Consider the following 12138-nt stretch of genomic DNA (forward strand, 5'->3'; position numbering starts at 1 on the left):
GCAAATTCAGATGGGGCAGATCCTTGTAGGAGCGGGCTTGTCCCGCGATGCGATGTGAACGACACACCGCAATCGCGGGGCAAGCCCGCTCCTACAGGCCGGTATCAGTGACGGAAGTGGCGCATGCCGGTGAATACCATGGCGATGCCAGCTTCGTCAGCGGCAGCGATCACCTCGGCATCACGCATCGAACCGCCTGGCTGGATCACTGCGGTGATACCTACTTTAGCCGCGTTATCGATACCGTCACGGAACGGGAAGAACGCATCCGAAGCCATGACCGCGCCCTGAACCTGCAGACCGGCATGCTCAGCCTTGATCGCGGCGATGCGCGCGGAGTTCACGCGGCTCATCTGGCCGGCGCCGACGCCGATGGTCTGACGGTTCTTGGCGTAGACGATGGCGTTGGACTTGACGAACTTGGCCACTTTCCAGGCGAAGATCAGGTCGTGGATCTCCTGCTCGGTCGGTGCACGCTTGGTGACCACTTTCAGGTCGCCTTCGGTGATCATGCCGATGTCGCGGCTCTGGACCAGCAGGCCGCCGGTGACGCGCTTGTAATCCCAGGCAGCGGCACGCTCGGCCGACCATTGGCCACAGGCCAGCAGGCGCACGTTGGCTTTGGCAGCGACCACGGCGCGGGCCTCTTCGCTGACGCTCGGGGCAATGATCACTTCGACGAACTGACGCTCGACGATGGCCTTGGCGGTTTCGCCGTCCAGCTCGCGGTTGAAGGCGATGATGCCGCCGAAGGCCGACTCGGTGTCGGTGGCGTAGGCCAGTTCATAGGCCTGGCGAATGCCGCCTTCGGCGTCCGGGCTCACCGCCACGCCGCACGGGTTGGCGTGCTTGACAATGACGCAGGCCGGCTTGACGAAGCTCTTGACGCATTCCAGCGCGGCGTCGGTGTCGGCCACGTTGTTGTACGACAGTTCCTTGCCCTGCAGTTGTACAGCGGTGGCGATGCCGGCTTCGGACGGCTTGGCCTCGACATAGAACGCCGCGCTCTGGTGCGGGTTCTCGCCGTAGCGCATTTCCTGAGCCTTGATGAACTGGCTGTTGAAGGTGCGCGGGAACTCGCTGCGGTCGGAAGTCGACAGGGTTTCGGACGCCTGGTTAATGGTGCCCATGTAATTGGCGATCATGCCGTCGTAGGCAGCGGTGTGCTCGAAGGCCTTGAGCATCAGGTCGAAACGCTGGGCATAGGTCAGGCCACCGGCCTTGAGGCTTTCCAGCACCTGGCCGTAGTCGCTGGCGTTGACCACAATGGCGACGTCCTTGTGGTTCTTGGCCGCTGAGCGGACCATGGTCGGACCACCGATGTCGATGTTCTCGATGGCGGTCGGCAGGTCGCAGCCTGGCTTGGAGATGGTCGCTTCGAAGGGGTACAGGTTGACGGCCACCAGGTCGATCGGCTTGATGTCGTGCTCGGCCATGATCGCGTCGTCGGTGCCGCGACGGCCGAGGATACCGCCGTGGATTTTCGGGTGCAGGGTCTTGACCCGGCCGTCCATCATTTCGGCGAAACCGGTGTAGTCAGCAACTTCCACCGCGGCAACGCCATTGTCCTGAAGCAGCTTGAAGGTGCCGCCGGTGGACAGGATCTCGACGCCGAGCTGTTCCAGCTCACGGGCGAATTCAAGGATCCCGGTCTTGTCGGAGACGCTGATCAAGGCGCGGCGGATCGGCAGGCGGGTAGTCTGGTCGGTCATTTCAGATTCCATAACGCGGTGAAGTCAAAAAAAGGCGACCTCATCGAATGGGAGCCGCCTTTTCTGGATTGGATTCGTGTTACAGCAAGTCGTACTGCTTGAGCTTCTTGCGCAAGGTGCCGCGGTTGAGTCCGAGCATCTCGCTGGCCTTGGTCTGGTTGCCCTTGACGTAGTTCATCACACTTTCGAGCAAGGGCGCTTCGACTTCCGAGAGCACCAGGTTGTAGACGTCCGTGACGGCCGCGCCCTCCAGATGGGCGAAATAGTTGTGCAGCGCCTTTTCCACACTGCCGCGAAGGGTCTGACCCTCTTCGCTCGGCGTATTCAGGTGCTGTTTCAGGTTGACGTTGTCGCTCACGGGCGTTGTTCCACTCACTAAAGTCTCGGTCATCATCGTCATGCGGCCACCCCTTGTCCGTCCTCTGTCTCAAGGCTCTGTTCACGCTCGCGGAAAAAGCTGCGAACGTCGGCGCACTGCGCGTGTGTATCTTCCAAACGATTGAAACGGGCGCGAAACTCCCTGGCGCCCGGAAGTGTTGCCAGGTACCAGCCGACATGCTTGCGGGCGATACGCACGCCCATCACATCGCCGTAAAAGGCGTGTAACGCACCCAGGTGTTCCAGCAGAATTCGTTCCACTTCGTCCAGTTGCGGTGCCGGCAGCAACGCGCCGGTACGCAGGTAATGCTCGACCTCGCGAAAGATCCATGGCCGCCCCTGGGCAGCCCGACCAATCAGCAGACCGTCGGCCCCGGTTGCGCTCAACACGGCCCGGGCCTTTTCTGGCGACGTAATGTCGCCGTTGGCAAAAACCGGGATCGACACCGCCTGCTTGATCGCAGCGATGGTGTCGTACTCGGCTTCGCCGGTATAGAGATCGGCACGTGTGCGTCCATGTACCGCCAGTGCCTGAATGCCAGCCTGCTCGGCGATCTTTGCGACCGTCAGGCCGTTTTTGTTCGCCCTGTCCCAACCCGTGCGGATCTTCAGCGTGACCGGCACGTCCACTGCGGCGACCACCGCGTGGAGGATTTCGCTGACCAAGGCTTCATCTTTCAATAAAGCAGAGCCTGCGGCTTTGTTGCAGACTTTTTTTGCCGGGCAGCCCATGTTGATGTCGATGATCTGGGCGCCTGCCTCGACATTGGCCCGGGCCGCCGCGGCGAGCATCTGCGCATCACCGCCGGCGATCTGTACCGAGCGTGGCTCGGGATCGCCTTCGTGAATCATGCGCAGGCGCGACTTGCGGCTGTTCCACAGACTCATGTCACTGCTGACCATTTCCGACACCACCAGGCCTGCACCCATTCGTCGGCAGAGCTGACGAAATGGCTGGTCCGTGACCCCGGCCATCGGGGCGAGGATCAGGGCGTTCTGCAGTGTGTATGGGCCGATGCGTACCGCCGACATAGGTGTTCCCTGTTGTGGGGCCGGATCATTAGAGTTCGAAAAAGGGTGGGCATGATACCCGCTCTCGGTGACCGGATAAAGATGGATTTGGATAAAATCTGAACAACTGCGGCGTTATGCCCGACGGTTTGGAGGGTCGGGCAGTCGCCTTGGGGGCTATTCCGGCGAGCGGAAGCTCAGGCTGTAATTGACCGCCTTGGGCCCGGGATCGAGGATGTCCAGGGCGATGTGGATTGGCACCTGGCTCGGCATTTCACCCTTGCCGGCCAGCTCGCCACTGAGGTACTCGGCGGGTTTGAAGCGCCGGCTGGCGATCAGCTGGCCGTTGAGGTCGGCAAAACGCAGCTCCAGCAACGGGAACGGCTGGGTGAAGGGGGCGCGATTGTAGATGATCGCGTCGACGATCAGGGCGCCGTTGAAGTCCGGATGGCTACGTACCACCAGGTTGCTGCTCTTGATCCGGGCAATGTCGACCCGGGAGGGCACCTGGCAGCCGACCTGCGGGCAGATCTGCTGGAACCAGGGACGATACTGGTCCTGGCGGGCCAGTTCGTCGAAGTGATACCAGATGTATTGGCCGGCCAGCGCCGCGGCGGCCAGCAGCACCAGGAAGATCCACAGCAGGCGCTTGCCCCAGTGGGCCTTGGGCTTCTTCCAGTCAAGTTGCAAGGGGTCGTCGACCAGGTCGAGCAGTGGCTCCTTGCGGGTGGCGCGCGTCGGGCCCAGGTCGGGTTCGCGACGCTCGTCCAAATCCTGGGCCGGTGCATCCAGGTCGTCTTCGGGCGCTTTGGCCGAGAGCCGCTCGACAGGCGGCTCGTCCAGTGCCGTCACCACCGGTTGATGGTGATGGCTGGGCTCGTCGAGGTCATCGTCAAGCACATCCGGGTCCAGCGACAGGGACGGCTCGGTGCGCTCTCCCGGTGCTGGCGCAAGGTCCAGTGGCGCTTGGTCGATCAAGGGCGGCTGGGGCTCGTCGAGCTCGTCGGCCAGCAGTTCGCGCTCGTTGACCGGGGTGCTGAACAGGCTGTCGGGCCAGTGTGTGTCGTCGCTGTCCGGTTCGTCGCGGTACGCGCTGAGGCTTTCTTCGCGCGGCGCATTGCCCTTGAACTCGGTGGTCGGCTGGATCTCGCGTTGCTCCAGGCGCGCCAGCTCCTGGTCGAGGTCCAGCTGGTCGAGATCCAGCTCGCTGGCCGTCCATTCATGGGCAGGGGCAGGCACCGGTTCAACCGGGCTCGGGGGCGCGATGCTCACAGGTTCGCTGGCCGGCTTTTGCGCTGCACTTTGCTCCAGCAGCTGCTTGGCGGCGTTGAATACCTGCAGGCAGGCACCGCAACGCACGACGCCGCGGGCCACGCTCAACTGATTGTGGCTGACGCGAAAGCTGGTCTGGCAATGCGGGCACTGGGTGACGAAACTGTCGGTCATGCGGCGGTCCGGGTTATGCAGAAGACTATTCTAGGCGCACTTAGCGGCGGCGACCACTGATGCGTACCCAGCCGTCACGAACGGTGATCGGGTCGAGGTCGAAGTCCTTGGCATAGGCCGCGGCAACCTCTTCACCCTGCTCGGCGAGGATCCCGGAGAGTGCCAGCAGGCCACCCGGGCGCACCAGGGTCGACAGTTGTGGCGCCAGTGAGACCAGCGGGCCGGCGAGGATGTTGGCCACCAGCACATCGGCCTGCATCGCCGGCATGTGCTCGGGCAGGTACAGGGCGAAGCGTTCGTCGGCGATACCGTTGCGCCCGGCGTTGTCGCGGGAGGCTTCCAGGGCCTGCACGTCGATATCGGTACCCACGGTTTCGCGAGCGCCCAGCAGCAGGGCGGCAATGGCCAGGATGCCCGAGCCACACCCGAAGTCGAGTACTTGCGTGCCGCTCAGGTCCTGGCCGTCCAGCCATTCAAGGCACAGGGCTGTAGTGGGGTGGGTGCCGGTGCCGAAGGCAAGGCCCGGGTCGAGCAGCAGGTTGACCGCATCAGGCTCGGGGGCGGCGTGCCAGCTAGGCACGATCCACAGGCGCTGGCCGAAGCGCATCGGCTGGAAGTTGTCCATCCAGCTACGTTCCCAGTCCTGGTCTTCGATGACCTCGGCCTGGTGCTCGGGCAGTTCGGCGCCGGTCAGCAGTTGCAGGTGGGCGAACACCGCGCTGGCGTCGGTATCGGCTTCGAACAGTGCCAGCAGGTGGGTGTGCGACCACAGTGGCGTGGTGTTGAGGTCTGGTTCGAAGATCGGCTGATCTTCGGCATCCATGAAGGTGACGGAGACAGCGCCGACTTCGAGCAGGGCATCTTCATAGGTTTCAGCTTGTTCCGGGCTGATGGCCAGGCGTACTTGCAGCCAGGGCATGGCGGGCACCTTTGGGTCAATCAATGAGGAGCAGCCAGAGGCTGCGCATCGAGCAGTCTACGCGACTGCAGCGAGGTTGGGGATAAGGGGTCGGTTGAGCCACTAGAAATATTTACCGCAGCCAGCAGTCCCTCGAGTCCTAACGTTTGCTGCTCTAAACCCTGTCGGAGAAGCGAGAAATGGATAGCTCAACGCCAGCTGCTGGACAAGACCGTGACAACAGTGAACTTGATGACGCGTCAACTCAACAGCTGCTGCTGAAACTCACTGGATGGCGCACTCATATTGAATCGGGCTTGCGTTCTCAGAAATCCTTACTGGTATTGATGGAGGATAATCTGCTGCTTGAGTGGAATGCCTTCAACGGTAAAACGGATGCCGACGATGAGTTTGTGGCATCGCTCATAAAACTGCTGTTGCGGCACATGATTGATGGCACGCTTTCTGAGCCTACTTGGGAATGGCAGACTACCGAAGTCAGGCAGGCCTTTGGCAATGTGATGGAGGCGGCGGAAATTGTTTCCGGGCACATCATCAGCGCTTACAAACGCTACATCAGGCGGCGCTGGGTTTCAGCCGCAGCACCGGACAACGAAAGTGCGGCTTATTCGGCATTGATCAAGCGTAAGGTCAAACTGCATTTCACTGCAGTGGACAACCTGTTCAGCGCAACATCCTTGAGTGTGCAGACGCCCGAACAACTGCGGATGCAGATCGAGCAACTACAGGAGGATTGGGAAGACAGTCTGTCATTGCGTAATCTGGCAAGTGAGCAAGAGCAGCAGCTTTTGGATCGAGTCCTGCCTGGTGTGCTTGCGCAATGGTTGCGCGGACTGGACGCAGCGAGTAAGGCTTCACTCAAGGCAAGCCAGCAACGTCTGGAAGATGCCCAAGAGGCATTCAGCCTATTGTTGGGTGAGCTGCGCTCGCTTCACAGTTATGCGGCCAGGCGTGCTCAGGATTATGTCAAAGAACACTTTCACTACACCGTGGTGCCGGATGTTCTTCGCGTAAAATTGCGATGGCAGAGTCCTGTTGGCATGCTCGAGTCGACCAAAAGCCTGACAGAGTGGGTCGCGCTGGGTACGTTGGATTCAAGTACTGACAAAGAGTTTTTTGTAACCAGTGCGCCCAACCGGCGACATCGTCGCCCGTCTGTACAGTTGATTGGTCAAGTACTGCGTAATGTGGATGCTCGCGCAGATTATTCTGATGAGCTGACGAAAAGCTTCAACACCAAGGCGCTCAAGCAAGCGCATTATGATTTGCTCGATACCCAACTGCAGCACAGTGCTCAGGTTGCCCGATTTTCGGGGCGTATAACCGAAGAGGATCATGCGCGGATCGCCATGTTTGGCAGTGGGGGACAGCAGGCGGCATCGGCTGGGGCGTTTTCGGTGAGCAGTCTGGTATTGATGCGCTCAAGCCCTGTGACGTATTCGAGCCTGCTGCTGTTCTATACCCAGGATGAGCAGGGCGTGGTGGACCGCGCGTTGCTTTATGCTCCCGGGAAGCCTGACGGGCAGGAATGGATCGTCCTGCAATCGCTCAGGGCGGTGGTTGCCGAAATCGGAGGGTGGTTGGCACGGGTCGACGGTCGTGAGTACGTGCTCAATCAATTACCTCTCCAGCATCGGCAAGACGCGGCCGATCATTTCGCCGCTGTCGCGCTCAAACCCACCCTTTGGTCGCTGGACACCGATCCCAGAGGTCTGCATAGCGGATATCGCGCGTGCCTGGATGCATTGGTTGACGCGCAGCAATCCATTCGCCTTGCTGAAGTGGAGCAGGCCGACTCTCCTCGGTGGTACTCCCGGCACTCGGAGCAAGAGCGACGTATCTTGGGTAATCTGAACTATCAGGCGCAGATGCTGGAGGTGCATTTCAGGCAGGTCATGCCGCGTAGCGACAGCTTTTTCGACTTCGCCAAGCGCACGGTCAAGAACGACATAAAACCTTACCTGATTGAAAAGGGAATATCAGAGGAGGTCGATCCCGAAACCATCTACATCGACTTTTTACCTGAACTTGGAGACTCCACACCCAAGAGTCGTTCGGTCGTTGATTTGGCGATATTTGGCTATGACGATAACTCGGGTATTGATAATCCCAAGCGAGGTGTGCGCTCCACTGTCGGGCAGGACCTGAGCAAGGTGCGCAGCGCTGAACTCGCTGTTTATTTCAGGCGCGCCTATTTAGGCGATCAGTATGCGAAGCGTGTCCGCACGGACTTTTTGACTACTGCGGACCCGGTTTATGCCACACGAAGAGATAGTTTCAAGTATTTGCTGCTCAATACGCTGAATCGCGATTTGCGCCACGCATTGGCCAAAGGCGAGTTGAGCAATGAGCAGTACACCGGTCTTGCCGGTGAAGTCGCCACTCTGGCATCGATGAAGCCGACAGAAGGTGCCTTACCGGGAACCTTCAGCGCGCGCAACGGGGTATTTCGATTCACCTTGAATACTCACGTTGTACAGGGCGTCTATGTGATTCGGCGCCGGGTAAACGAGCAAGATGAAGACTGGCTTTACACCCCTCAAGCACCGGCTGACATTACTTTCACGCGTTGCGCGGATGTGTCGGGAGAGCGGGTTGGGCGATTGCACGACTATCTTCAGGCGCGTGTCAAACAGGTGGCGCGCTCCTCGGCCACCACCCCGTTGAGCCAGCGTGCGAAGGGGGAGGGGGCGCTGGATGCCTTGAGTGACAGCCATCGCATCACCGATTGGCGAGATGAGTTCGATGCGATGATCGAGCATGATGTCACGGATATCGAGGACATTACCTTAGGGCGCACAGAGGTGGTCTGGGCTCAGGTGTTCAAAGGGCTCTTGTATGCATCGATGCCACTGTGTATGGCGTTTCCACCTTTGGCGATCGTGCTGGACGGTCTCTATCTGTTGAAAGCAATAAAGGAGGTCGCGCAAGCGCACAGGGAAAACAATACGGATGCGGCGTTAAGAGGCTGGCTTGAGGTCACTTGGAGTGCGCTCTTCGCCGTTGCCGGTGTTGCTGGCATTCAGGGCTCGCGTATCGCTGGCGCGATTGGCGCAGGGCGTGGGCTCAAGCCTGTACTGCGTGGGGCGGACACGATGATCGAGGCGACATCGGCGCGTTTGGCCGGTGGCCGGGAGCTTCGGTTCAAGTTCAAGCCAAGCATGGCGGTGGACGATGTACCGAAAGACTTGGAAAAAGTCACTGAGCCCGGTGTGTGGTACGGCACCTATCGTAGCAACGCTCAGCCCGCGCAGCACTTCATCCTTTGCTTTGGCAAGCATTACCGGGTAGTCGAGGACGGCTCCGATACCTTGCGATTGGTCAATGCGCGTAACCCTCATGCCGGTTACAAGCCCCCCATTCGGCTGAGCGCGAAAGGCCGGTGGGTCCATGACTCCACTGGCTTGAGGGGCGGTGTGGCAGAAGTCGATAACCTGGCTCAATTGCGCAGGCAAATGCCCGACGGGCAGAGCCCACATCTGTCTCGCGCCGTGCTGCAAGGCGAAGCCCTGGTTGCCAATTGGGTGGAAGGTGGTCAGAACTTTCTCTATACGATCAACCTGCAAAGTTGTGTCGGCGTCGCGCTGCACAATCCGGTTACACGGGCGACTGCCCTCTTGCACGTCGACGTGACGCAGCCGGGCCTGGTGAGAAATGCATTGAGCAGAACGTTGGACAGGATTAGAGGCGATCAACCTGCTAGTGCCATCGAGTCTGTTCTGGTTGGCAGTGATTGGCCGACGCTCTCTAGAAGCAGCGGCACAGCCGTCTTTCAGCAGTTGCAAGGGTTGGGGATGACGCCGGTCTGGCGTTACTATTCGACGCTGTGTTTTGAATGCAACTACGGTATGTCGATCAATATGACGACAGGCGCTGTGAATATCTTTCGCAATACCGAAAATGTGCTGCGCAGTTGGTACGCGGGCGCAAGGGCAACGAGCGTGCCAGCAGGGCACTGGGCTAGTGGTGTGCTCCCCATGATGCGGTTGAGCAAGGCGGGTAGTCGTAACCGTCCAGGCACAGCACGGGGTGATATTGAGATTTTCCAGGCTGAGGCGTTGCCTGGGTCAGTAGATGCTACTCATTGAGCCCTGTGTCTCAATCGGGCGGTACCGTGCGTACCGGTCTCTGCCTGACGGGATTGCGTGAAGAATAAAAAAACCCCGGTTGCCCGGGGTTTTTTGTTCACTTCAAGATCACTCCTGGCTAGCCAGTTTGTGTTCCAGGTAGTGAATGTTGACGCCACCTTTGCAGAAACCTTCATCACGCACCAGGTCGCGGTGCAGCGGGATGTTGGTCTTGATACCGTCGACGACGATCTCGTCCAGGGCATTGCGCATGCGTGCCATGGCTTCGTCACGGTCCTTGCCGTAGGTGATCAGCTTGCCGATCAGCGAATCGTAGTTCGGTGGAACCGCGTAACCGCTGTACAGGTGCGAATCGACGCGAACGCCGTTGCCACCTGGCGCATGGAAGTGCTTGACCGTGCCTGGGCTCGGGATGAACTTCCTTGGGTCTTCGGCGTTGATCCGGCACTCCAGGGAGTGACCGCGGATCACCACGTCTTCCTGGCGGAACGACAGCTTGTTGCCAGCGGCGATGCTGAGCATCTCCTTGACGATGTCGATACCGGTGACCATCTCCGAAACCGGGTGCTCCACCTGAACACGGGTGTTCATTTCGATGAAGTAGAAACGACCGTTCTCGTAGAGGAACTCGAAGGTGCCGGCGCCACGGTAGCCAATCTCGATGCAGGCATCGACGCAGCGCTTGAAGACTTCCTGGCGGGCTTTTTCATCGATGCCCGGGGCCGGTGCCTCTTCCAGTACCTTCTGGTGACGGCGCTGCAGCGAGCAGTCGCGGTCGCCCAGGTGCACGGCGTTGCCCTGGCCATCGGACAGTACCTGGACTTCCACGTGACGTGGGTTGGTCAGGAACTTCTCCAGGTAGACCATCGGGTTGCCGAACGCGGCACCGGCTTCGGTACGGGTCAGCTTGGCCGAGGCGATCAGGTCCTCTTCCTTGTGCACCACGCGCATGCCGCGACCACCACCGCCACCGGCGGCCTTGATGATCACCGGGTAGCCTACCTCGCGGGCGATGGCCAGCGCGGTTTCTTCATCTTCCGGCAGCGGGCCGTCGGAACCAGGAACGGTCGGTACGCCTGTCTTGATCATCGCGTCCTTGGCCGAAACCTTGTCGCCCATCAGGCGAATGGTGTCGGCTTTCGGGCCGATGAAGGCGAAACCGGATTTCTCCACCTGTTCGGCGAAGTCGGCGTTCTCGGCGAGGAAGCCGTAGCCTGGGTGGATGGCGGTAGCACCGGTCACCTCTGCCGCGGCGATGATCGCCGGAATGTGCAGGTAGGAGTCCTTGGAGGAGGCCGGGCCAATGCACACCGACTCGTCGGCCAGGCCCAGGTGCATCAGTTCGCGGTCAGCCGTGGAGTGTACGGCGACGGTCTTGATGCCCAGCTCTTTGCAGGCACGCAGGATCCGCAGGGCAATTTCCCCACGGTTGGCAATCAGGACTTTTTCCAGCTTCGCAGACATCGTTGGCTCTCCGCGGTTCAAACGATGGTGAACAGCGGCTGGTCGAACTCAACCGGCTGACCGTCTTCTACCAGGATGGATTCGATCACACCGCTGGTTTCAGCTTCGATGTGGTTCATCATCTTCATGGCTTCGACGATGCACAGGGTGTCGCCTTTTTTCACGGTCTGGCCGACTTCAACGAAGGCTGGCGAGGTTGGCGAGGCCTTGCGGTAGAAGGTTCCGACCATTGGCGAGCGAGCGACGGTGCCGTTCAGCTTGGCAGCGGCAGGTGCAGCTTCAGCAGCTGGCGCGGCAGCGGCGACAGGTGCGGCAACCGGAGCGGCAGCAATTGGCGCCGGCGCGTAGTACTGCTGGGCCGGGGCCTTGCTGTGACGGCTGATCCGTACGGATTCCTCGCCTTCCTTGATCTCCAGCTCGTCGATGCCAGACTCTTCCAGCAGTTCGATCAGTTTCTTGACTTTACGGATATCCATTAATCATCAACTCCCAAGGTTCGGTCAGGGGCGTAAATATAAAAACGTGTTAGCAAACGTTTCTTGTGAGCCCCGGCCTACGGGCCGGGTTCTCGTCATCAGGGCTTCGCGTTGGCAGCCAGGTGTTCCAGGGCGGACTCCAGGGCCAGCCGGTAACCGCTGGCGCCCAGGCCGCAAATCACTCCTACAGCGACATCGGAAAAGTAGGAGTGATGGCGAAAAGGTTCACGCTTGTGCACGTTGGAGAGGTGCACTTCGATGAATGGGATGCTCACCGCCAGCAATGCGTCACGTAATGCGACGCTTGTGTGTGTGAAAGCTGCCGGATTGATCAGGATGAAGTCGACGCCTTCGGTGCGGGCGGCATGGATACGATCGATCAACTCGTACTCGGCATTGCTCTGCAGGTACTGCAAATGATGGCCGGCGGCGCGGGCGCGCTGCTCCAGATCCTGGTTGATCTGGGCCAGGGTCACGGCGCCATAGACGCCCGGTTCGCGGGTTCCGAGCAGGTTCAGGTTGGGGCCGTGCAGCACCAGTAGCGTTGCCATCTGTGGTTCCTTTTATCGTTAGGCACAAACGTTGCGCGGCGACTATGCCGTAAACCGGCGGGCAGTGTCCAGTTGCCGGCAATAGCCAGCACG

9 protein-coding genes are annotated in these 12138 nt (G+C 60.1%); 1 reads left to right on the plus strand and 8 read right to left on the minus strand.

What is annotated here, in order from left to right:
* Positions 1-104 precede the first annotated feature (104 nt).
* From purH to prmA, 5 genes are all read right to left on the minus strand, one after another.
* Positions 105-1712 (minus strand): bifunctional phosphoribosylaminoimidazolecarboxamide formyltransferase/IMP cyclohydrolase, encoded by a 1608-nt coding sequence (gene purH, locus ACIQUS_RS03405; protein WP_403042850.1) that lies wholly within the window; start codon positions 1710-1712, stop codon positions 105-107.
* A gap of 79 nt (positions 1713-1791) precedes the next feature.
* Positions 1792-2112: a DNA-binding transcriptional regulator Fis gene (fis, locus tag ACIQUS_RS03410; RefSeq protein WP_008368706.1), complete on the minus strand. Its 321-nt coding sequence runs from the start codon at positions 2110-2112 to the stop codon at positions 1792-1794.
* Complete coding sequence (gene dusB / locus ACIQUS_RS03415; RefSeq protein WP_403042854.1) at positions 2109-3122, minus strand: tRNA dihydrouridine synthase DusB; 1014 nt, start codon at positions 3120-3122, stop codon at positions 2109-2111. The genes fis and dusB overlap by 4 nt, the downstream gene beginning before the upstream one ends.
* A 156-nt stretch (positions 3123-3278) precedes the next feature.
* The gene (locus tag ACIQUS_RS03420; RefSeq protein ID WP_403042857.1) at positions 3279-4547 is read right to left on the minus strand and encodes a DUF3426 domain-containing protein; all 1269 of its coding nucleotides are present in this window, start codon (positions 4545-4547) and stop codon (positions 3279-3281) included.
* Positions 4548-4587: 40 nt separating this feature from the next.
* Positions 4588-5466, minus strand: coding sequence for a 50S ribosomal protein L11 methyltransferase (prmA, locus tag ACIQUS_RS03425; protein ID WP_403042860.1), 879 nt, complete (start codon positions 5464-5466; stop codon positions 4588-4590).
* 179 nt (positions 5467-5645) lie between these two features.
* Here prmA and ACIQUS_RS03430 point away from each other — a divergent pair, with 179 nt between their 5' ends.
* On the plus strand, positions 5646-9554 hold the full coding sequence (locus ACIQUS_RS03430; protein ID WP_403042863.1) for a hypothetical protein: 3909 nt from the start codon (positions 5646-5648) through the stop codon (positions 9552-9554).
* Between the two features lie 108 nt (positions 9555-9662).
* Here ACIQUS_RS03430 and accC read toward each other — a convergent pair whose 3' ends face one another.
* The 3 genes from accC to aroQ all read right to left on the minus strand — a co-directional run bounded on the left by accC (position 9663) and on the right by aroQ (position 12045).
* The gene (gene accC, locus ACIQUS_RS03435) at positions 9663-11018 is read right to left on the minus strand and encodes an acetyl-CoA carboxylase biotin carboxylase subunit (protein ID WP_403042866.1); all 1356 of its coding nucleotides are present in this window, start codon (positions 11016-11018) and stop codon (positions 9663-9665) included.
* Between the two features lie 17 nt (positions 11019-11035).
* The gene (gene accB / locus ACIQUS_RS03440) at positions 11036-11494 is read right to left on the minus strand and encodes an acetyl-CoA carboxylase biotin carboxyl carrier protein (protein ID WP_403042869.1); all 459 of its coding nucleotides are present in this window, start codon (positions 11492-11494) and stop codon (positions 11036-11038) included.
* 98 nt (positions 11495-11592) lie between these two features.
* Entirely contained in the window at positions 11593-12045 is a 453-nt protein-coding gene (gene aroQ / locus ACIQUS_RS03445) for a type II 3-dehydroquinate dehydratase (protein ID WP_285863575.1), read from the minus strand.
* Positions 12046-12138: the final 93 nt, after the last annotated feature.

Origin of the sequence: Pseudomonas sp. NPDC090755 (genome assembly GCF_044769005.1) — a bacterium.
Lineage (GTDB): Bacteria > Pseudomonadota > Gammaproteobacteria > Pseudomonadales > Pseudomonadaceae > Aquipseudomonas.